The 23,879-nt window shown below is 42.4% G+C and carries 12 protein-coding genes; 9 read left to right on the top strand and 3 right to left on the bottom strand.

Translation table 11 applies throughout. The features are described 5' to 3' along the window. From WSC_RS22835 to WSC_RS0113490, 9 genes are all read left to right on the top strand, one after another. On the top strand, nucleotides 1–907 hold a 907-nt coding region (locus WSC_RS22835), incomplete at its 5' end, for an NHL repeat-containing protein (protein WP_016956472.1). 16 nt (nucleotides 908–923) lie between these two features. After that, nucleotides 924–3,986, top strand: coding sequence for a PSD1 and planctomycete cytochrome C domain-containing protein (locus WSC_RS24240; protein ID WP_016956471.1), 3,063 nt, complete (start codon nucleotides 924–926; stop codon nucleotides 3,984–3,986). An 11-nt stretch (nucleotides 3,987–3,997) separates the two neighbouring features. Next, nucleotides 3,998–5,530 (top strand): DUF1501 domain-containing protein, encoded by a 1,533-nt coding sequence (locus WSC_RS0113525; RefSeq protein WP_016956470.1) that lies wholly within the window; start codon nucleotides 3,998–4,000, stop codon nucleotides 5,528–5,530. A gap of 17 nt (nucleotides 5,531–5,547) precedes the next feature. Next, nucleotides 5,548–6,492 (top strand): c-type cytochrome domain-containing protein, encoded by a 945-nt coding sequence (locus WSC_RS0113520; protein WP_016956469.1) that lies wholly within the window; start codon nucleotides 5,548–5,550, stop codon nucleotides 6,490–6,492. Between the two features lie 3 nt (nucleotides 6,493–6,495). Next, nucleotides 6,496–7,146: a cytochrome b/b6 domain-containing protein gene (locus WSC_RS0113515; RefSeq protein ID WP_016956468.1), complete on the top strand. Its 651-nt coding sequence runs from the start codon at nucleotides 6,496–6,498 to the stop codon at nucleotides 7,144–7,146. A 23-nt stretch (nucleotides 7,147–7,169) separates the two neighbouring features. Next, a complete protein-coding gene (locus WSC_RS24650) occupies nucleotides 7,170–9,944 on the top strand; it encodes an alginate lyase family protein (RefSeq protein ID WP_016956467.1) in 2,775 nt (924 codons plus the stop codon). 254 nt (nucleotides 9,945–10,198) lie between these two features. Beyond that, nucleotides 10,199–12,655, top strand: coding sequence for a BNR-4 repeat-containing protein (locus WSC_RS24235; protein ID WP_082196179.1), 2,457 nt, complete (start codon nucleotides 10,199–10,201; stop codon nucleotides 12,653–12,655). 12 nt (nucleotides 12,656–12,667) lie between these two features. Beyond that, nucleotides 12,668–15,439: an Ig-like domain-containing protein gene (locus WSC_RS24230; RefSeq protein WP_016956464.1), complete on the top strand. Its 2,772-nt coding sequence runs from the start codon at nucleotides 12,668–12,670 to the stop codon at nucleotides 15,437–15,439. A 122-nt stretch (nucleotides 15,440–15,561) separates the two neighbouring features. After that, the gene (locus tag WSC_RS0113490; RefSeq protein ID WP_016956463.1) at nucleotides 15,562–17,928 is read left to right on the top strand and encodes an alpha-L-rhamnosidase-related protein; all 2,367 of its coding nucleotides are present in this window, start codon (nucleotides 15,562–15,564) and stop codon (nucleotides 17,926–17,928) included. Nucleotides 17,929–18,046: 118 nt separating this feature from the next. Here WSC_RS0113490 and WSC_RS0113485 read toward each other — a convergent pair whose 3' ends face one another. The 3 genes from WSC_RS0113485 to WSC_RS25320 all read right to left on the bottom strand — a co-directional run. After that, entirely contained in the window at nucleotides 18,047–20,836 is a 2,790-nt protein-coding gene (locus WSC_RS0113485; RefSeq protein ID WP_020477110.1) for a VCBS domain-containing protein, read from the bottom strand. Between the two features lie 37 nt (nucleotides 20,837–20,873). Then, entirely contained in the window at nucleotides 20,874–22,529 is a 1,656-nt protein-coding gene (locus tag WSC_RS0113480) for a VCBS domain-containing protein (protein WP_020477109.1), read from the bottom strand. Between the two features lie 97 nt (nucleotides 22,530–22,626). Continuing rightward, a partial coding sequence (locus WSC_RS25320; RefSeq protein ID WP_040394565.1) for a TonB-dependent receptor domain-containing protein occupies nucleotides 22,627–23,879 on the bottom strand: 1,253 nt, incomplete at its 5' end.

Raw genomic sequence — 23,879 nt, 5'->3', positions numbered from 1 at the left:
TTTAGCCGATGGCTCTGAGGTGATTGGTAAAGCGCATGGAGAAATAGACGTAGCGGCTGACGGCAAGTTCTATGTCAGCACTATGGGTAAGAAAGATATTGAAGTAGGTACAGTGCGTATTTATTCAGCGCAAGGCCAATACCTAGGTAATTTACCCAATGCACCAGACGATTTTCATGGTTTTGTTATCCATCAAGATAACGATGGCATTGAATATATTTATGGCGCTGCGCTCAAACAACAACGACTGATAAAAATGACTTTGGCAGGCGAAGTTGTTTTAAATATTGATGCTAAAGCGGCTGTCCCAACTCAATATCATAGCAGTGGTGTTAGGCCAAATAATGAGCCCAGACCTGAGCTTAGTTTAACCGCCATAGCTGTCGACAGCCAAGGTTATATGTACGTTGTGGATGGGTATGGGAAAGATTTTATCCACAAATTTGATGCCAAGGGCAATTACTTAACTACATTTGGTGGTCGTGATGCACCTTACAACTTCCACAATTGTCACAAAATTCATATTGATCCTCGATTTGAACCTAATCGCTTAATGTGTACCGACCGTAAAGTCGGGCGTTTGGTGCACATGAGTTTAGATGGTGCTTATATAGGCGTTTATGCTGAAAACCTAAGGCGTCCAAGCTCAGTAGATTTTCGTGGGAATATAGCTGCAGTTGCCGAAATTAGTGGACGAGTCAGTTTAATCGACAAAACAGGCAAAACAATAAAAACCCTAGGAACCAATGACATTGCGCAAGAGGTCAATACTAACATGACTGGCCCAGATAAATGGCGCCAAGGCGTGTTTACAGCACCACATGGAATTACTTTTGATAAAGACGGCAATTTGTATATCAGTGAGTGGAATCATTGGGGTCGTATCGTTCGTTACGATTTGCAATAAGATGAGGTAACGAACAATGACAAAAAATATAATTGTTAAGCTCGGTTTAATCCTTTCCAGTAGTTTGTTGTTTGGATGCTCACAACAAACAGATATCGACCCTGCAGAAAAAATATCATTTAATCAGCATATTCGACCCATTTTGAATAAAAGCTGTACGGGGTGTCATGGCGGTGTTGGTAAACAGGCCAATGTGTCGTTTATTTATCGTGAAGAAGCTTTAGCGCGTGGTCATTCTGGCCGTTTAACTATAGTGCCTGGTGATCCTGATGCGTCTGAGTTGATTGCTCGAGTAGAAGCGAAAGATCCAAATATTCGTATGCCATACAAAGGTGCGCCATTGCCTGAGCACGAAATTAAATTGCTGAGAAAATGGATAGAGCAGGGCGCGGAATGGGAAGAGCATTGGGCATTTAATCCTCCTGTGAAACACCCAGTTCCAACGGTTAACAACACGGCTGTTATCAATAATGAAATTGATGCGTTTTTACAAAACAAACTTGAGTCGCAAAACTTATCATTGACCTCGCTGGCAACCAAAGAATCTCTACTTCGTCGAGTTTCTTTTGACTTAATTGGTTTGCCGCCTACACCAACTGAAATAGATGCATTTTTAGCAGACAGCAGTGCTGATGCATTTGAAAAACAAGTCGACAGATTATTGGCCTCGCCTAGATATGGCGAACGCTGGGCTGCAATGTGGATGGATTTGGCGCGTTATGCCGACAGTCACGGCTACACGCGTGACGAAGAGCGCGACACATGGCCATACAAACAATGGGTTATTGAGGCGTTTAACGCCAATAAACCTTATGATCAATTTGTCATAGAACAACTTGCTGGTGACCTACTAGCAAATCGCACTTTAGATGATGTGATAGCAACGGGCTTTCATCGGCAAACGCCAACAAATAGCGAAGGTGGAACCGACGACGAAGAGTTTCGTATGGTGGCTGTAATGGATCGCAACGCGACCACTTGGTCAGTTTTAAATGCAATGACCATGAATTGTGTGCAATGCCATGCACATCCATATGATCCGATTGAACACGAAGCTTATTACACTTCATTGAGTTTTTTTAATACCTCAAAAGATGCTGATTATCGAGATTACAAACCTTTGTATAAATTGGCCAAAAATGAAGAGCAAAAGCAGCCCGCATTTTTGATTCAAGAAGAAATGACGCAAATTCGTGAGTATGAAGCGCAACAAGCGTTTTTATTAAACCAGCAAACTGCACAGTCAAATACACCTTGGCAGCAACTTAATATCGAGTCTGCTGTTGGTGATGAATATCGTGGTTTGGATGAGTTTGTAAAATTTATGCAAGAAACCAACGCTAAACGAAAAGCTGAGGGAAAAAGCATCCTTCAGTATTACGAGAATTGGATAGAGGTTGGTTTAAAACAATTAAAAGTACTAGAGCAGCAAGGTTTACGCCAATTTAAGGTGAAAGACGGCGAATATTTTGATGCAGGCAAATATGAAACACGTGTGTATTATCACCTGGCAACTCAGGCGTTTAAGCAGCCACAAAGCATTAATTCACTCAAGTTAATCGCACTGCCACAAAACCCAGAGCAAGCTCGGCACACACCTGAAAAACGCTTTCAAATTGAAGATGTAAAAATTTATCTGCTAAGCGCAAATGGCGAGCGTAGACAACTAGCTGTAAAAACGTATTTAGCTAACACAACCGAAGTGATGCACACTCAATTGTCCGAACTGAGTACATTACCAACTAATGATGGTTTTAGCACAGGCAAAGGCGTTGGCTGGTATGCTCACCACCTTTACCAGCCACGCTGGAGTGTTGCGGTATTACAAACCCCTCTAGAGTTACAAGCTGGGGATAAACTTGAGTTTGAACTTGCGCAAACACAACAGGGCATTCGTGCCGATAGTTTGCAGGCGCGTTTACATCGAGTGCGAATTGAAGCAACAAATTATAAGGGGTGGTCTGATTATGCGATGAGCGATGAGCGTCAGCAAAATGTTAGACGCTATGGCGAATTAAGTCAGAAAATAGAAGGCATTGATGGTTATGAAATGCCAGTGATGTTAGAGCAAGATGTATGGGATGCTCGAGGTATCGCTAAATTCAACCGCGGCAATATGATAGCTAAAGTAGGCCCACTGTTAGCGCCAAATACACCGAAAATTTTCCCTGAATTTGCTGGTGAAAAAAATCGTTTAGGTTTTGCAAAATGGTTTTTTCAACCAGAGCAACCTCTCACCGCTAGAGTTGCGGTAAATCGTTTATGGCATCGTTTATTTGGTATTGGTATTGTTGAAACACTAGAAGATTTTGGCAGTGCCGGAGCTTTGCCGAAACATCCTGAATTATTAGATTGGTTGGCTATTAAATTTCAACAAGAGTTGAAGTGGGATATGAAAGCCATGCTGAAATTTATGGTAATGAGTCATGCTTATCAGCAAGATGCCACTGTAAAACCAGAGTTATTCGAGTTAGACCCGCACAATCAACTTTATGCTCGAGGTCCAAGACAGCGCTTATCTGCCGAAATGATCCGCGACCAAGCATTAACCGCCAGTGGCTTAATTTATCATCAAATTGGTGGCGAGCCAGTCATGCCACCACAACCTGAAGGTATTTGGGGGCATCCTGGAAAAGTTATAAAAGAATGGACAGATGCAACAGATGAGCAGCGTTATCGTCGCGCTATCTACACCTTTATTAAACGCGCATTCATGTACCCAAGTTTTTTAACCTTTGATATGGAAACCCGCGAATTTAGTCACGAGCGACGAATACCAACCAATACGCCACTTCAAGCATTAGTGACACTCAACGATCCTGTTTACCATGAAGCCGCTCAAGCATTAGGCAACCAAATGCAACAAGCAGCAAACGAACAAGCGGGTATCGAATTTGGATTTAAACAAGTTTTGTCGCGCCAGCCTACTCAACAAGAGTTGCAAAGCCTAACCGCTGCTTTGGCTGAAATAGACAATGAATTAATGGCTAGTCGCAATACTGAGTTGCAGCGCCATGCCGACAAATGGGCTGCGATGGGCTCTATTTTATTAAACCTTGATGAAGCCTTAGTTAGGTAGTGGGGGACGATATGAAGCATTTTTTTAAAACAAATGGCAGCGACGCTATAGCCTCGACTGCAGAGCTAAATCATTTAAGATTAAAACAAATTCAGCATCAAACACGACGCGAATTTTTAACTCAATCTGGTTATATGTTGGGTGGAGCATTTCTGGCATCGCAAATGACTAACAATGCCTATGCTGCAGGCCAGCAACTTGATTTTTCAAGACCAATGACTCAGCCGTTGGCGCCATTACCCCCGCAGTATCCAGCAAAAGCTAAACGTGTAATTTACATGCACATGGTTGGCGCGCCAAGTCAACTTGAGTTGTTTGATTACAAACCCGTATTAGAAAAATACAATGGCAAAGATACGCCGCAAGCCTTTTTAGAAGGCAAACAATTTGCATTTATATCTGGCACACCCAAATTGTTAGGGCCACAGTTTCCATTTAAACAACATGGTGAGTGTGGGGCTTGGGTGTCTGACCGTATGCCACATCTAGCCAAGCACGTTGACGACATTTGTTTTATTAAATCAATGAAAACCAATCAGTTTAACCATGCTCCAGCACAAGTATTGGCGCATACAGGTTCGCCTTTATCGGGTAAACCCTCTATTGGCTCATGGGTTACTTATGGTTTAGGCACAATGAATCAAAATTTACCGGGTTTTGTTTCATTATTGTCTGGTTCAAACGCGCCTGACGGTGGTAAACAACTCTGGGGATCTGGTTTTTTGCCTAGCGTATACCAAGGGGTGCAATGTCGCTCTCAAGGTGATCCTGTATTGTATTTAAGTAATCCTGAAGGTGTCAGTCGGCCATTGCGCAGAAGGGTATTAGACGCTATTGCAAATATCAATCAGCAAAGTTACGACACCTTTGGTGATCCAGAAACATTAACGCGCATCTCACAATATGAAATGGCTTATCGCATGCAAATTGAAGCATCTGACGCCTTTGATATTCAGCAAGAATCACAAGCAACGTTAGACAGTTATGGATGTAAACCTGGCGAAGCAAGTTTTGCTAACAATTGTTTAGTCGCTCGGCGCTTGGCGGAGCGCGGTGTGCGTTATATTCAACTATTTGATTATGGTTGGGACTCGCATGGTTCGGGTAAAGATGGCTCGTTACACCACGGTTTTGTCGACTTATGTAAAAACACAGACCAAGCAATGGCGGCGTTGTTAACTGATTTAAAACAACGAGGTCTGTTGGAAGACACGCTGGTTATTTGGGGCGGCGAATTTGGTCGCACGCCAATGTTAGAAAATCGTGGTGGACAAGATGCGCCTTATGCGGGAAGAGATCACCATCCAGATGCATATACCATGTGGATGGCAGGTGCTGGTGTTAAAGGTGGTTACACCCATGGCGAAACAGACGAACTTGGTTACGAAATAGTAAAAGACAAAGTCGAAATTGCTGATTTTCACGCAACTATGCTCTATCAGCTCGGATTTAATCATTACGATTTAAACTACCGTTTCCAAGGGTTAAACCAGCGTTTAACTGGCATAACACATCCAAAAATCGTCAGCCAAATATTGGCGTAACCAGAGCAGTTGTTATTATGAACCAAGTTACTCCAAAGCAACAATTAAAGGCTAAACGCTATTTATACTTTGTGCTTGCGCTAAGTATATTGTGGATTGTGATGTTTATTCAAAGCCAAGCTGAATGGGTGCAAAACATCAAAGAATCAATTGGTTTAGTGCCCATTTTACAGGCAAAGGAAAACTCATTTTATAATCAGCGAATCGATCCAATATTTGAAAAATATTGTGTGTCATGCCATGACGGCAATAAGGATAAAGGCCATTTACGCTTAGATTCTTATCGTCAACTGACCTTTTCAGGGCGAAGTGAAGCTGATTTAACTGTCGCTGAAAATAATTTGTTAGTAGAGCGGATGAAATTACCCGCCGACGACAGGCTGGCTATGCCACCTTATGGACGCGAGCGGCACTCAGAAGCTGAACTTGAACTCATTAAATTATGGTTAGCTAAAGGCGGTTCGGGTGAGCTTACCGAAGATGATTTTCCCGAAGCGCCAGCAAAAGCTAAGGTGATTAAGTTTGCTGATATTAACTGGCAGCATATTGAGCAGTTACGTGAACCGTTGCAGCCGCAAGTTTCAGCATTACAAAATCAATTTCCATCGTCGGTTAGTTACTTAGCTCGAACCAGTCATTTGTTGTCCGTCAACTTGAGTCATTCGGCAATGCCAATAACCGATCAGCAGTTAACTGCCTTCCAACCTGTTGCTGAATTAATTGCTGAGCTTAATCTAAACCGCAGTGGTATTACCGATGCATCTGCTCAAGCACTCATAGAGATGACTGAGTTGCAGAGTTTAAACATTAGCCAAACTCAAGCGACTGCGCAGTTGCTCGAACAGGTGATGAATTTACCTAACTTGAAGACAGTTTTTGCAGACAGCAAGATAGTTGACCAAGTTTTGCTAGAAAAATTTACCCAGCAAGGCATTCGCCTGCACGTTGTTGAAAGGGGTTAAAGAATGAAACAAATTAAAGTTTGGGATTTTGCAACCCGCTTATTTCATTGGTTATTGGTCACACTTATTTTAGCGGCTTGGTACACCATAGAAAATCGCATGATTGAACAACACGAATTAATTGGGCATGCATTACTGGGGTTAATTATTTTTCGTATTTGTTGGGGTTTTATTGGCTCAACTACAGCAAGGTTTACACATTTTTTAACAAGCCCTTTGTCTGCACTTAGCTATTTAAAAGCGTCACTAACGTTAAATGCGCCGCATTCGTCTGGTCATAACCCTGCTGGTGGTTGGATGGTGATAATGATGTTGCTGATAATTGGCTTTCAATTGCTGTCGGGCATGTATGCGAATGACGACTTAGGATTCAGCGGCGCGTTATCTGACTCGATAACCAAAGATATGTCAGACACCTTTACCCAGTTGCACGCTATCAATTTTAATATTTTAGTCGCGCTTATTTGGCTGCATTTAGTTGCTGTATTCTTCTATTTGTTAGTTAAAAATGAAAACTTAGTGCGCGCAATGTTCTCTGGCAAAAAGCCAGTTAATCAAATTAACCCTCAAGACCAATTAAATTTTAAACCTCTTTTACAAGCTATGGTTTGCCTGCTTGCTTCAGTCGGTTTGGGATTCTGGTTAATGGTTTAAATCATTATTAGTATAGGTTGTATATGTCGAATTTTTTTATGAGCAGATTTAGCTTGATTTGTGCTGGTTTAGCTATGGTTGGCACTATTGCGGGCTGCAGCAGTGCAGGCATGCAAGAGCAAGATAGCGCCCAAGCTAACCAGTCACCACAACACAAAAATGTTCTATTTGTATTGGTGGATGATTTAGGAATTAAAGACCTAGGTGTTGAAGGTTCAAGCTTTTATGAAACACCTAATATAGATGCTTTGGCGCAAAAAGGCGTACGCTTTACTCAAGGTTATGCGGCTTCGCAGGTGTGTAGTCCATCACGGGCATCACTGTTAACGGGTAAATATGTAACTAATCACGGAATTACTACTTGGATAGGCGATAAATACGGTGCAGCGTGGCGAGCGCGTGGACGTTTTGATAGTCACGATCCCGCCAACTATAAACATGTGTTAGAACACAGCGAAGTGACCATTGCAGAGCAATTTCAAAACAATGGTTATGACACGTTTTTTGCTGGTAAATGGCATTTAGGTGATGTTGGTTCACACCCAGAAGATCATGGTTTTAATACCAACGTGGCGGGCTGGGATACTGGTACACCTAAAGGCGGCTACTTCTCTCCATACGCCAATCCAAAGTTAAAAGATGGCCCTGATGGTGAATCGCTCACGCTGAGGCTTGCGCAAGAAACGGCTGCATATATTCAACGCCAGCAAGGTGACAAACCTTTTTTTGCTTACCTGTCGTTTTATGCAGTGCATGCACCAATTCAATCAACAAAAGCATTATGGGAAAAGTATCGAGATAAAGCGGAGCAACAAAATTTAGCAGCGACTCAAGCAAGGTTTGAGTTTGATCGCCGTGGCGCGGTTAGGCAAATTCAAGACAATCCTATTTTCGCCGGTTTAGTTGAGTCTATGGATACTGCTGTTGGTGTAGTGTTGCAAGCACTAAAAGCCAAAGGGCTAGATAAAAATACTATAGTGGTATTTACATCAGACAATGGTGGTTTGGCAACAGGTGATGGACACGGTACCAGCAGTTTGCCATATCGAGGTGGTAAAGGTTCTCAATTTGAAGGTGGCATTCGTGTGCCTTACTACATTTATGCGCCTGGTATGGCGGCAAATGGTTCTGATGTTGCTGTGCCTGTGTCGGGCATAGATTTATATCCAACATTATTAGACTTAGCGGGCATTCAACCAAACTCTGAACATAAATTAGATGGTATCAGCCTAAAACCTCTACTTAACGGAAAACAAACTGCTGAACGTCCATTGTTTTGGCATTTTCCGCATTATGGTAATCATGGGGGAGAGCCTTCTTCAATTATTCGACAAGGGGATTGGAAGCTCATTTACTATCATGAAGACCAACGTATTGAGCTTTATAACTTAGTAAACGACATAGGCGAACAAAACGATTTGTCCGCTACCCAGACAGCGCAGGCACAAAGATTAAACACATTATTACAAGGTTGGTTAAAGGCAACGAATGCTCAATTTCCAACCCCCAACTCTGAATATGATCCAGCCAAACGCAAAGCTAGATTTGAAAAAATAAAGCACAAAACCATGCCTAAGCTGGACAAAAAGCATGACAGTTATTTAGATAAAGATTATTCGCCGCAAAATAAATGGTGGGGCAGTGAAGTTGGCAGCAATCTAATTTATTTAGATACACAAAGGCTAAACAAAGCCAAACAAGCGATTGCAGAAAAACAGCCAAAGTATTTGGCTGCCTACAAAAGCCTTATACAGCAAGCGGATAAAGAGCTAAGCAAAGCGGTAGACCCAGTAACCAATAAAACTTTAGTAGCCGCCAGTGGTGATATTCACGATTACCATACTATCGGTTCCTACTATCATCCAGATGAAACCAAAGCTAATGGATTACCTTGGGTTTATAAAGATGGTGTTTTTAACAAAGACAGCGCAGGCTCAGCAACCGATTGGGCGCGCCGAAAAGCTATGCTTAAGTCGCTCAATACCCTCAACTTAGCATACGTTTATTCTGAAGATACAAAGTACCTAAATAAAGCCAAAGAAATTGTTCATACCTGGTTTGTAAACCCAGCAACTAAAATGAATCCTAATGTTGATTACGGTAAAGCAATCCCAGGCAAGGCCGACGGTACTAACTTTGCGGTAATAGATTGGACTGACATAGGCAAAGTAGTCACTACAGTGCAGTTAATTAATCAGAATAAGTTGTGGAACCAAGCTGATAAAAGCGCAATGGACAAGTGGTTTAACGATTATTATATCTGGTTAACCACAAGTGAATTTGGTTTGCTAGAAGATACGCGCAGCAATAATCACGGCACCAACTATGACTATCAAGCCATAGGTTTAATGATTTATTTAGGCAAAACGCTAGCGGCCAAAGCAAAAATTGAAGCGGCTAAAACAACCCGTGTAGCAGCACAAATTGCAGCAGATGGCAGCCAACCACTGGAGCTTGCAAGAACCAAATCTGTTAACTACACAGTGAATAATTTATGGGCATTGGCCAGAATTGCTGACTTAGCCAGCAGGCACATTAATGTAGATTTATGGTCATACCGCAGCGAAGAAGGGGCGAGTTTACAAAAAGGCTTTGAATTTGTAGTGCCATATATGACAGGTGAAAAAACCTGGCAATGGAGACAAATTACTGGCGGAGGGGCTAAAGCTCAGCTGAATAAATTGGCTTTGCCTATGTTTAGCCGAGCTGAATTATCGTTAGGTAAAAATATTTTACCAGAAGAACTAGACGGCACTGACAAATTTTCAGTTGAGGAAGTGCTCACTTATGCGCCTTAATTTGCGCCTAGCCTAGCAAAAATAGCCCCATCAAAATGATGGGGTTTTAACCTGTCTACCTCGGCAAGACCATTAAACGTCCATTCATAAACCAACCTCTTTAATTGCATTTAATTCCGCCTGAAGGGGTATCAATAATATTGTTTGCTTACTTATGAATATAGATAGGTTTGTTTGTTGCTCAAACATAAAAATATTGTTGTAAGTGCGGCTGGCCTAGAAATACATAATTATATCAATCAAAGGGGAAAGTTATGGACATAGGGCCTAGGTTCTATCATTCGAGCAATATACTTAAACGGTTGTTGATACCCGTCGCGTCAATGTTGTTTGCAGCTAACAGTTTTGCAACAGCGAAGCTTGAACTAGAAATTGAAGTGAGCGATCAAGCTTTATATTTTGACGGTGAGAAAAAGTCAGTTACGCAGGCTAGAAATGAACCTTATGTCGAAGGGCAGAAATATAACTACGCTTACGGACGCTCTATTGTACCGCATGGTGACGCGATAAAAGCTTATAAAGACTACATTTTTATGACTTGGTATAGAGGTGGCATTTTAGATCGTCATATGATGTTAACTCGCTACAACACTAAAACAGGCGCAAAAGTTGATATCGAATTCCCACATCAACATACAGGTTTTGAAGGCCGATGGTGGGTAGGGGAAACTCACAATACTATCGCTGTAGGCATTAGCCCGAAAGACGAAACCATTCACTTATTGTTTGATATGCATGCATATAGCCCAGGGAAAGACACTGGTGGTAATGGTAGTTTTAAACACGACTATTTCCGCTATGCCTATAGCCTGCCTGGTGCAGCAAGCGTCGAGGACGATAAATTCACCCTTGCTCAGTTTGTCAAAGATACAGGACCAAATAGCGAAGGCCCAAACGATTACAATCACGTAACTATGACTGGCGTTGAAAATGTCTCAGCGTTTCAACAGTTGACTTATCCAGGGTTCTTTTTGAATGACCAAAACGACTTGCTAATGCACATGCGCCAAGGCACATCTCATGATGGTGGAATTGTCTTTAACAGATACCTGCCAGAGCAATCTAAATGGACCAACTTTCAGCGTTTTAACGTATTAAAGGCGCAAAGCCAAGGTGAAATAGACGACTGGAGTATTTATGGGCAAATGAAATACCAAGATGGCAAAATACGAATTGGTTTTCAACGACGCTTAAATCGCCCTGACAAATTTTATGCAAACGAAGGCATGTATTACGCTTATTCAGATGACCCTACAGGGGCGACCGAATGGAAAAACTATAAAGGTGAATTAATTACCATGCCTTTGGTTAAAGCGGATGAAACCTTCGTGTTTGATCAAAGTACATTGATGCCAGAAGCAACTGGTCGTGATCAAGTGAGTATTACAGGAGGCTTCGATTTTGCTGTAACTGACAAGGGAGATGTTCACATGATCGGCCGAGTAAGTGAAAGAGTTGATGGTAAAAATATTCGGACAATTTATTCACATCACTATCAAAAAGGCGGCGTCGGGGAGTTCGTTACATCCACCGATTTCCCTAGCGCATCTGAAATTTATGCTGCTGGCGACAATATATACATAATTGGCCTTGATAACGGTAGACCTTTTGTGCAGCAAGCTTTAGGGGGCAGTAATAACTTTACTACAGTTTATGCAGCGCCAGCGCAAAGTAAAACTTATGAAAAAGGCGTTGTGTATATCTATGACGGTAAAGTCTATTACTACTTATTAGAGTGGGGCTCTGGCGATACTCGGACAACTCATTTACAAGTCATCGACCTTGATATTCAACCTTCGGGCCCAGAAGGGTTTAGTTATGCTGCCAAGCAAGGCGAAACTGTACATGTAACTGGCACTATGGATATTGCTTTTGGTGCGAATGAAAACTTCACCTATTTAACCAATCAAACACAAAATGTCACTTGTGATGCAGCGAGCTTTTCAGTTTCACCGTCCGACTCCAAATTTGCGTGTTTTGCAGTGGATGTGACCCCTAGTATAGCTTTTACTGGTGATAGCTTAACCCTGACAGAGGGCTATGAAACAATCTCAATAACAGTGGAAGCAAACACGCCAGTCGCAAATCGCAATATTACGGTTGACCTGTACATTGATGGAACTAAAGTAAGTTCTGATGCTGCTGTCGCACGTGAATGGACTCAAACCAGCCCTGAATTGCAAAACCTTGCGCCAGGTACACATAATTTAAAAGCGGTTGTTACCGACGATACAGGGCTTAGCGTACAAGCAACTCGCAGTTTAACAATAAAAGCAAAACCTACACCTGCTATTTCATTTGCCAGTGAAACTTTGGCATTGGAAAAAGGTTACGAAACTATTTTGGTGAAAGTTAACCCTCAAACATCACCCGATATCGCGTCAATCGCTCAAGTTTATTTGGTGCTAAAAAACAAGGTAATTAGCACAGACTCTGAGGCACCATATCAGTGGGATCAGACCACTGAAGAATTGCGTAAGCTTCCTATCGGTACCCATACATTACTAGCAGTGTTAACCGACAACAATGGCGCAACATCAGAGGCTAGCATGACAGTAACAGTGAGTGATAAACCAACCTCAATACCAACACAAGATCAACAAGGTGAAGAATCCGGCGGAAGTTTTGGTTCATCAGCGCTTTTGTTGGCAATGCTGTTGCTGTGGCGCAAAAGCACTCAATTTCATCAAGTTTTGGTAAAAATAAAATAGGGATAACCTCAAATGAAATTTAAAATAAATCAGCTTGCTAAATATAGTTATGCTGCCTTAAGTTTAATTGCTGCAGGTTTTTCTTCAGTAAGTTATGCCGCGATAACACTTGAACAAGAAATTCCGTTGACAGTGAATGGCACTCCAGTCAAGGCGCTTTATTTTAATGGCAAGGCATTAAAAACAGCATCTGGCGCTTCAGACTATGCCGCAGCTTTAAACGACCCTGATGTTGGCGCACACCAATACGATTATATATTTGGTCGGGCAATTAACCCGCATGGCGACTGTATTAAAGCGTATAAAAATTATGTGTTTATGACTTGGTATCGTGGTGGCAAACAAGACAGAAAAGTCATGTTAACTCGCTACAATACTCTTACTGGCACGAGCGCAACTATTGAGTTTCCACATCGCCATAGTGGCTACCTTAACCGCTGGTGGGTTGGCGAAACGCACAATACTATCGGGTTAGGTTTAAGTCCTAAAGATGAATCTATCCATATGATTTTCGATCAACATTCGTTATCGGCAACCAACCCGACAGATGGCTCAGCTGCGAATGATTATTTTAAATACTATTACTCGAAAGCCAATGCACTGACAGTGCCTGACGATGAATTTACCCTCGATCTGTTTGTTAAAGATGACTATTTCAGCGGAAATGATCCAATTAATGCCAAATACAACCCAAATAACGAAATAGATGAGTATAAACACATCACCTTATCTGACGTGGTTGATCACGGTAAATTTGCCGCCTTAACTTATCCAAAATTTTCATTAACAGATGAAGGTGATCTTTATGTATTAATGCGTAAGGGCCGTTCAGAAAACGGCGCGCTGATGTACAACAAATATGACGGCACTAAATGGTTTGATAGTTTTAAATATTTTAATTACCCAGGTGCGAAAAACCGTGGTAATGACTACGACTATGGTGTTTATGGTGAAATGAAATACGTTGGCGGCAAAATTCGTATCGGTTTTCAACAACGTATAAACAATGGTCAAGTTAAAGACAGATATAAATACCAAAACGGTTTCTTTGGTGCATATTTCGACGAAAGTGATAACAAGTGGAAAAACTACGACGACCAAGCCATAACCTCGCCGTTAATTAACACAGATGAAATTAAAGTGTCGGAGCCGGGTGTTCAAGTTACGGGTGATGAAGTTGGCCGTTTTTCTATGGTCGGTGGTTTTGACTGGACAGTCACGGATCGTGGCGATGTGCATTTTATTGGTAAAGTAACAGATACTATTGCCAAGAAACACACCTATGTACACACTTATCGCCCAGCAGGTACTGACGATTTTACCACTTCAACTGAATTTGCAGGCGCTGAAGAATTGTATACCTCAGGTGATAACATCTACATCATTGGTCTAGACAATGGACGCCCTTATGTAGAAAAAGCCGCAGGTGGTACCAATAACTTTGAACGGGTTTATGCGCCAAGCGAAGGCAAAACCTTTGAAAAAGGCGTGCCTTACATTAGCGATGGCAAACTTTATTACTACCTACTTGAAGCGCATATAAAAGCGGACGCGGATGATATAGGCCCTGATGCTCGCCCACTTTATTTACAAGTGATTGATTTAGACCTAGGCCCTGCAGCGCCAGCATTAACAGTTAAGTTTAATAAAAGTGCTGTTACGGTTGAAGAAGGTTATCAAGATTTTGCAGTGCAAGTAGATGCAAGCACTACAGTTGAAGGACGAACGGTTGAAAAAGTTGAGCTTTTTATCAATGATAAATTTGTTCAAACGGCCACGGCTAACTCATATAGCTGGGATGCAACTCAATCTGCCGAATTATTAGCATTGCCGCTGGGCGTTCATACCTTAAAAGCTGAGGTAACAGATAATGCAGGTGATAAACAACAAGCTACTATGACTGTTACTGTGAAAGTGCCACCTAAACCACCGACGATTTCCTTCCCTGATCCTGAATTAACCCTAGTTGTTGGTTACCAACAATTGGTCATCACACTAAATGTTGACACAGCTGAACCTGGTCGAGAAATCAGCTCGGTGACATTAAAGAAAGACGGTAACGTGATCAAAACAAAAACTAAACCAACGTGGAACTTCGGCCATGCATACGCCCCTTATGAATTTGGTGCCATGGGTTGGATAAGCTGTGAGCAAGACCCAGTACCAACACCTTGTCATCAACCTAACCCTAATCCTTTAGGTGTTGGTACTCACACCTTTGAAGCTGTTGCGACAGACAGTGAAGGTTTAACTGCCAGTGCCTTTTTAACCCTGAACGTTGTTGAAGAAGCGGATACAGTTCAGCCAACCGCACCAACTATTGAATTCAGTCAAAAGCCGGCGTCATTAACCGAAGGGTATACTGATATCTCTATCAGTGTTGACGCCGCCGCAACAACTCAAGATGCAATAGTTAAAAGTGTTGTTTTATCTATTGATAATCAAGTGATAGCAACAGCAACAAGTGCACCTTATCAATGGACAGGCGCGAACACTGCGGCTTTAATTGGCTTAGCTGCAGGTAGTCACAAAGTTGAGGCAGTTGTAACGGATAGCAATGATATGACAGCAACAACATCATTTAATTTTGTAGTTGATAATGCGCCTGCACCTGCGCCGACTCCTGCACCTCAACCAGAGCCAGCCCCTCAGCCAGAGCCAAACCCAATTGATGATGGTAAAGACACTAACACTGCGACAGAAAGTGAAGGTGGCGGCTCATTTGGCTTCATTAGCCTATTAGCCTTAATAGCGTTTGCCAGCCGACGTACAGTCATCAAGTAAAGCTATTACTGTCACGCAATCCAAGCCAACACTTTGTTATGTAGCAATGTGTTGGCTTTTATCTCCAGCTAATAACGTTATTTATATTGCTTTAGCTCTAATTTAGGAATGACACAAAAATTATGAAGAAAATAATAGTATCTCTGGCCTTGTTATTTATTGGAGCCAGTTTTCAATCATTCGCGGTCAACTGGCAAGCTGATTGGATTTGGAGTAATACACAAGCCAGTATCCCAAACTCTTGGGTGGCGTTTCGCAAAGAAGTTGTTATTGACAACCTCGACCAACAAGCCAAAGCTTACATTAGTGCCGACACCAAATACTGGTTGTGGATTAATGGTGAAATGGTGGTTTTTGAAGGGGGCTTCACTGGCGGTCCGAGCCCTGTTACACCGTCTCCTCGTATTGATAATTATGTAATTGCTTCAAATAAGTACTACGACACCATAGATATCAGCCGATACTTAAAAAAAGGTAACAACACCATTGCGGCGTTAGCTTGGTACTGGGGGGATAATGGCACTAAAGGCACACATATTTCGGCAATGACTGGCGGCTTTCTTTTCCAAGCTGAAGTGGGTGAGCAAATTATAGTTTCTGACAAAAGTTGGAAGGCGATAGAGCATAAAGCCTACAAAAACGACTTTGTTAAGGTCGATCCCATTCGCCTCGCGGCATGGCGAGTTAAATATGATGCTAGGCATGACATGGGCGATTGGACTCAGCAAGCTTGGTATATGCCTGATTATGATGACTCTGCTTGGCAAACAACAAAAACAAAACGCTCCCCACCACGTCCGCCATTTTTCGAACTGTTTGCCAGCGAAATCCCACCTTTTACCAACTACGGCTTAGCAAATTGTGTTAATTTTCCTGAGCAAAAATTTCCGTTTGTTGCTGACGGCAGTAAAATTGAATGTAAGCTCGATTTTAATAAAAACTTTACCCCTTATTTTGATATTGAAGCGCAAGGCGGCGAGCAAATCCACATCACGTCTAATTTTAAGCGCAACAAAATTGAGACCTTTTATACCGCGAAACAAGGTCGCCAACAATTTGAGTCTTACTCTTGGTTAAATGGCCGAATTATCGAATTTACTATTCCGAAAGGGGTTAAAGTTCATGGCTTAAAATACCGCTGGACTGGGGTTGGCAAAACGCCGGGGCATTTTGAAGCCGATGATGCTTGGTATACACGAATTTGGCAAATGGCAGAAAACACTTTATACATTTGTGCGCGCGACAACTTTATGGATACACCAGACAGAGAGCGTGGCTTGTGGATAGGTGATGTTGCCGATCAGGCGAGTTATTTATTCTATTCAATGGATAAACCGGGTCGTGATTTATTAAAAAAAGCGATCACAGTAACTTTGGCTTTTAGTGATAGTGAAAGCGGCATTTTTGCTGGCTTAGGGCCAGGCCGTTTCCGTGAATTACCTGCACAAAGCTTACAATTTATTGAACAAGGCATTTGGCATTATTATTACAACACTGGCGATAAAGAAACCTTAGCTTTTGCTTACCCCTATGTACATCGCTATTTAACTTTGTGGGAGCTTAAAGAAGATGGTTTAGCCAGCAAAAGAACCGGAGCTTGGAATTGGACCGATTGGGGGCCACAAAAAACCATTGACTATGACGCTATTCAAAATGCGTTATATTACAGCGCGTTAGTTGCCGCGAAAAAGATGGCGTTAGCACTTGGTGATAACACGCATATTGCAATGTACAACAAGCGTATCGATTCAATACAAACGGCTTATCAAAAACACTACTGGCAAGATGGATTTTTTAGTAGTAACCCAGAAAAGTTTAAAGATGACAGAGCCAATGCGATTGCCATTTTATTTGGTTTGGCCGAACCTTCTCAATATCAGCAAATAGTTGATAATGTGTTAATTCCAAACCACTTTGCCAGTCCACACTTTGAGTGGATGGTTTATAACGCTATGGCCGTTGCTGGGCGCTACCAAGATGCGCTTGCGCGAATGAAAACACGTTACAGTGCTCAGGTGAACAATAAAGCGCTTTCAACCCTCGCTGAATATCTAGGCGATAAAAAAGGCACTGAAAATCACGCTTGGAACGCACCAAGTACTGTGTTGAGTAGATATATAGCAGGTATTGAACCAACAGCAGTTGCATGGCAAAAATATCAAATTATGCCCAATATGGCGCACATGAAACGGATAAAACAATTGGTGCCAAGTGTACAAGGGGATATTGAGTTTGAAATTTCGCGTACTGAAAAAGCAATAGATATAAAGTTAACATCCCCTCAAGGAAGTAACGCAACGCTTGGTATTCCAAAAGCTTATTTTAATATTAAGTCAGTCAGCATTAATGATAAAAAAGTATTTGAACCAGGTGTGATTTGGCCAACAGATAACACGGACAAATTGCAAGGCATCAACTTTGTTGGTGAAGATGACAAATATTTTAAATTTGAGCTAGCAGCTGGTACTTGGTCGATAAAAGCTGAGTAAATTTATCGAATTCAATTTGTAGGCCTGAAAAAATAAACCCCAGCTGAAAAGCTGGGGTTTATAGGTAACCTCATGCGACCAAGCCGCGCGAGGTTAGGTTTGCAGGGTATTGGAGAAGTTATTTTTCTACAATATCAGCGTTAAGAATAGTACCTAGGGTTTTCATACCACTTTGTAAAACTTCATCTTGAGTAATAGCATCTTCACCCGCTTCAAGGCTATCAAAGTTTTCAGAAGCTACCTCTGAGCCATCTGCGGCTTTAACAACCACGTTATCAAAGTCACAAACACTGGCTGGGTCATTTAACTTAAAACCACACTTGAAGGCAATTCTATGCACACCATCTGCGATATCGGCAAGAGCGGTACTGTTCGATTCAAAAGAGCCGTCAGCAGCAAGAGTGAAGTTTGGAATTTCAGTGACTAACTGACCGTCGAGCTTCATGATCACCGTTGGAGTACCATCACCAGTCGCATCCCAAGATAGTTCGATAGGGAACCACTCGTCCATAGGGTATCGGATGACAGGGATATAGCCTGGTTTATCAGTGGTTCCTCTTACTTTAAAGGCCTTAAACTTATTGAACTCAAAATCGACCAGAGCGGTTCCCTGGCTACCACTTGTGGCACCAAATAGGCTTGCGTAACCTGCTTGGGCAGTTGTAGACATTCGAACATCAAAACTAACACTACCTTTTTCTTGTTTCGGGAATTGAAGGGTAGTGCCACCATAGTTGCTATCGTCATTAGAAAGACGCAAGAACTTGTCGGTTGCAGGGAATTCAACACCCGTAGTTTTGGTGTTGGTTAAGCCTGCATTTATATAATCTGGCGTGAACTCAACGCCTTCTGCTATGCCATCCGCATCGAAACGTTCACTAAAGATTTCTGTGGTACCAGCAACATCTGAATAAACGATAAAATCATCCAGATCGACCGGCAGATCATCCTTAGTCCAGACCGCAAAGAATTTCGGTCCTTTATTTAACATAGACACATCAGCAGTTGAGAATGACGGGAATTCACCATTAACAATGCTAGAGCCGCTAGCTGATTCAGTGCCCGTGACCGGCTGGCCATTAAGTTTTAGCGTGAGCAAAGGTTTATCGCCGTTTGCCGCTAGCGCATCAGCAGAGCCATCCCAAGTTAATTCAAACTTTAACAACTCCCCCATAGTTAAAGGTTGATCAAGCTTGACTGAATTACCTGTGGTGCTGGTGCCTGTACCATCAAGAATAAAGATAGCGTTTGATCTAGGTTGTAGAGCCATGGATAGTAGGTGGACCTTGACGTCGCCGCCTTGCCACTCTGAACCGTGGAACTGTATTTTTACATCTTTGGTATTGCTTTCAGGTACTCTAACAGTAAAGCTTGCTTTACCTACAGCCTCGGTTGGGCCTGGTATTTTCATAACCCAAACTTTGGTTCCTGTGCTGTCACCAGCAATTTGAGCACCATAGTTCACACCTTCAACTGAAGTAATCGACACTGGCAAGGTAACTTCAGTACCATCTTGTGCTTTAACAGTCACTTGCTCAGTAAATGGTAAAACCAATGTGCCTGCGTTAATCAGGGCTACCGAGTCATCGCTTAACGTGTAACTCCAGCTACCCGCTGCATCAATTGTGAATGAACCGTAAGTAGTGGCCAAAGTGTCAGGCATAAAGGCTGCTTGCCACGAATTAGTGTCACTAACGGTTAAGCTGCCGGCAGTTGTGAGCAAATTAACATTCACTGCAGAGGATGAAACACCATCTTCAACCATAGGTAAACCATCAACAACAGCAGGCACCAATTGTGCACCTTCAAGAGTTAAATTTACCGTCGCTAAAGTGCCATCTATGGTTTCAAAAGTTAATACGTCTGCTGCTGTTGGTAGTGGATCTACTGCATCATTTGATAAAATCGCTTTAACTGCATCTTTGTTATAGTCGATTTTATACGACCAAGCACCAGCTGCGTCTATTGTCACATGGCCTAAAGCAGTTTCCACATTATCCAAAGGCTTAAAGGTTTCTTCCATATAGTTAGGGTCAGTCACAGCAATTGAGCTGGCGAAGCTGCCATCATTAACGCTAACCAAGGCTGAGAAAGTGCCATCTTCATTGGTGGTCAAAGTATTATCCGCAACAAAGGTTGCAGCTACTGGATCAACACCTGATACCAACACTGTGACCATTTGCTCTGTACCATCAAGTGAGGTGATGGTAAAGCTGTCGGTTAACGACTGGCTAGAATCGGTTAAGGCCATAACATCGGCGTTCATTTCATCTAGATCATAGGTCCAGTCACCTGTGGTTGGATCAAACGTCGCCGAGCCGTACATAACTTGAGGTGTGGTGGTTTGAGTTAGGTCGAATGACGCCTCGTCAGGGTTTGCATCACTCACGATAACAGTACCGGCAGTATCTCCTTTACCAGTATCGCGTGACACCGCACGTTCAAGAGAGCCACCAAAAGTTGCTGGCTCGTCAATGCCACGAATAATGACGGTAAATTGTTTTTCTGTACCATCCGCAGTTGTTACCGTGAATGTTTCAAGCAAATCAGGTAAACCTGCTTTGGTTAATGCAGTCACCTCGGGGTGCTCTGGTGTAGCAGAAAATTCTTTTGGGTTATCCCACAGGGTATAAGTCCATGTTCCGTTTGCACTCATTGTAAACTCACCATAAGTGCCAACTGCTTCTAACGGTCTAAATAGTGATTCACCCGGACTTGCGTCGGTAATAACCACTTGCCCTGTCGGGTTGCCTGTTTCAGCGTGTTTGGTAGCGATACCTGAAAACTCACCAACAAACTCAGGCGCTGTTTCAGTGTTTGGTGTAAAGCCAATTACTTCTTGGTCATCACTGCCGCCACATCCGGTTAGCGCTGCGACAATGGATAAAGTTAATAATTTACGTTTCATTTATTTACCTTTAATTTTATTTTAATCGAGCGCTTTATTAGTCTTTAGCAACCAAAACATCTTCGGTTGTATAACTACTATAAGGTTTGCTAGTACCTACAGTGATCTCCTTAACCATATCACCAGGCACATTGTTGGCGAATTTCTCGTTCAACAAGGCCTTGGTGTCTGCATCGGTTTTTGGAATGGCATTGATATCTGTGTAATACTGAATGTCGTCGATTAAAAATTCGCCTACACCACCAGTGTCGTTGTCGCCGCTCTTCTTAATATAAAACGCAAATTGATCCAGACATTGATTGACGGTAAAACCACCAATATTTTGTGCTGTCACCTTTTTAGTTGGGTCGGTTGGAATGGCTGGATGATCTGAGGTTAATCTTTCACCGTCTAACCACATTTCAAGCAAAGCTTTTGTTGTCTTGCCTGCGCCTTCCCAAGTCAAAGTAAATTCTGACCACTCACCAGGCACAAAACGTTGGTCGAAAACTACTTTATTATCGGTGCCTGTCATTGACGATGGAATGCCGCGATCGTCGTGATCAAAGCCTGGTTTGAGCTCACCTGACCACATTTCAAATTGACCATCAGGTTTAATATAAAAAGAAGCAAGCCTTCTGTTCTCTGCGCTTGGATGCCAGTTGCTATTACAGGCCATGCTAATGATGGCTGGCTTGGTTAGGTCCTCTGATATTCTGGCTTTAAACACCAATTTTCCTTCGGAAGCTGCGGCGACAGACACTCCAGCAACATTCATATCGACGCGGAAACTAACATGGCCTTGATTCGCATTAGGATCTGTGGAAACAGGATCAGGATTCACTATACGAGCGACAAAGTTGGGTACAGCACCAAAAATATTTACATCTATAGTTTTTGCAGTGCCATCAACCGTGGTGAAAGTGACAGTGTCTGTTACTGGTGTGCTGTCTGGCTCTGGTAACATGTCTCTAAGTGTTTGGGTGTCATCTTCTGGGTTTTTGGCATTTCTATTTACCTTAAACTCCCAAGCACCACCTTCAGAAATAAACAGTGAGCCATAACCTTTATCAGATAATATGCCGACAGCTTTACCATCGTCGTCAAATGAGGTAGGGGTAAGCTCAGCTGTGGTTGGGTCAAAAGTCGCATTTGCCACTAATTTTGATTGGCCAAAGTTTGGATCATACGCTGTAACCGCACCAAAAGCAGAGGTTTCACGAATAGAAGCATTGGCAATCAACGCACCTCTAATGTCAGCTGGCAGAGTTGGGTCTACCCCTTTAATTATAAAGTTGATGATTTTAGTGGTGCCATCTAGCGTGGTAATAGTCAAGCTATCTGTAAGTGTCGCATCAGCAACATCCAGAATTGCTGCGACCTCTGGATGAGTCTCATCTAAATCATAGCTCCATGTAGCGTAACCTGATTGAAGGTACGTCAGAGTAAATGTGCCATACATGGCTTCTGGCGTGAGTTCATAGTTAGGTTCAGCTTCACCGTAGTTTACGTCGTTGACAATTAAAGTGCCTTCTGCTTGACCGTGCCCTGTGGTTAGTTCAACGTCAAAACCAGCACCTTCGGTACCAGAAAAACCAACTTCTGTTTTAAAGGTATTGTCAAAGGTAGCGGCTACCTTTAAGTCATCTAGATTGTCTAAATCACATCCAGATAGGGCGGCCATAACAGACATGGCCAGAATTTGTTTTTTCATTAGATCTTTCCTGTAAATTCTGTTCTTCTTATATCGAAAAGCTTATTTAAATATATGTTTTTCGATATAAATTTATCGTTAGGGGGTCACCCGTTTATTAAAAGTTATAACCTAGATTAAGCGAGACAATACGCCCTTGATAACGAATTCGGCTAATGGCCTTATCGTTACCGGCTATGTATTCGTACTCTTGGCGGTTATTGATGTTCATTGCTTTAAGGCTAACGGTTAGCCCTTTAAGACTTTTCTTAAACTTGTACTTCGCTGTCATATCAATTCGACCACCAGCGGTTTGTGTACGCGCCTCAGTACCTAAGAAGGTGCCTGATTCTTGGCCTGTACTCAGGAGTTTTTCATCTTGCCAGTTGTATACAAATTGGATGCTGGCTCCGTGATTTTCCCAGTAGCCAATCAGGTTAGATGTGTAAGGCGCAATTTTAGTCATTGCTCTACCTGCACCTTCGTCTACGTCGATTTTGCTGAAGTTAAGCTTGCCGCCAAAACCATTCCAAGGGTATGGTAAAAAGTCGAGTTTCTGCTGCATCGAAAACTCATAACCATATACTTTTACCGGAATATCACTGTTGTAGGTTTGTTTAATTTTGACAATTCGGTTGCTGTATATTTCACCTTCATCAGTGACGAATTCACCAACCTCTTTACAGTTTGCGCCATCCATTGCGACCTCTCCTACACCCCAGAAGGCAGCTGTTTCAGGATCACCGACTGGACAAATTGTGTCGGTCACTATTTGGCCTTCAATTTCTTTGTAGAAGAAACCACCAGAAATAGATGAACCATCACGGTTGTACCAAGCTAACGATAAGTCAAAGTTATTAGATGTATAAGGCAGTACTTCTGCTTTAGAGTTTTCTAAAGTTACTCGGTTTTCGTCGTAGGTGTATATTGGGCTAGGCGATTGCGCGAGTAGATTTGGACGAACCAAAGCCTGTGAATAGGCGGTACGTAGTACTACATCATCATGTAGATCAATGGCTAAGTTGAAGGTCGGCAGAGTGTGCTCGTAGTTGTTTTCGGTTAATACAGCAATTTCGTTACCGTCTACGTTAAAACCTGAACCAATTACGTCATTAGACGTAGACACATAACGAAGGCCCGCGTTACCTGTATAAGCAAAACCGCCGATATCACCCTCAAACTTACCCATTAAGTAGGCTGCATTGATTGCTTGGTCGGCATAAAAGTTTTCGCGGAATTGCTGATTCACGATAGAAGTTGAGCCTTCAATTGGGATCAAGCGTTCAGCAAAACCCGTTTCTGGATTAATGCGCAAATTAGGGTCAAGATTACCGTCTTTGTCGTACAGCACCATATCGGTTTGTACTATCT

This window comes from Catenovulum agarivorans YM01, assembly GCF_000281085.1.
GTDB classification, from domain to species: domain Bacteria; phylum Pseudomonadota; class Gammaproteobacteria; order Enterobacterales; family Alteromonadaceae; genus Catenovulum; species Catenovulum agarivorans.
This window is presented reverse-complemented; position numbering and strand designations above follow the sequence as displayed.

Coding starts and splice junctions, on each gene's coding strand:
- WSC_RS24240 (WP_016956471.1), top strand. CDS start 924: ATGACAAAAAATATAATTGTTAAGCTCGGTTTAATCCTTTCCAGTAGT.
- WSC_RS0113525 (WP_016956470.1), top strand. CDS start 3,998: ATGAAGCATTTTTTTAAAACAAATGGCAGCGACGCTATAGCCTCGACT.
- WSC_RS0113520 (WP_016956469.1), top strand. CDS start 5,548: ATGAACCAAGTTACTCCAAAGCAACAATTAAAGGCTAAACGCTATTTA.
- WSC_RS0113515 (WP_016956468.1), top strand. CDS start 6,496: ATGAAACAAATTAAAGTTTGGGATTTTGCAACCCGCTTATTTCATTGG.
- WSC_RS24650 (WP_016956467.1), top strand. CDS start 7,170: ATGTCGAATTTTTTTATGAGCAGATTTAGCTTGATTTGTGCTGGTTTA.
- WSC_RS24235 (WP_082196179.1), top strand. CDS start 10,199: ATGGACATAGGGCCTAGGTTCTATCATTCGAGCAATATACTTAAACGG.
- WSC_RS24230 (WP_016956464.1), top strand. CDS start 12,668: ATGAAATTTAAAATAAATCAGCTTGCTAAATATAGTTATGCTGCCTTA.
- WSC_RS0113490 (WP_016956463.1), top strand. CDS start 15,562: ATGAAGAAAATAATAGTATCTCTGGCCTTGTTATTTATTGGAGCCAGT.
- WSC_RS0113485 (WP_020477110.1), bottom strand. CDS start 20,836: ATGAAACGTAAATTATTAACTTTATCCATTGTCGCAGCGCTAACCGGA.
- WSC_RS0113480 (WP_020477109.1), bottom strand. CDS start 22,529: ATGAAAAAACAAATTCTGGCCATGTCTGTTATGGCCGCCCTATCTGGA.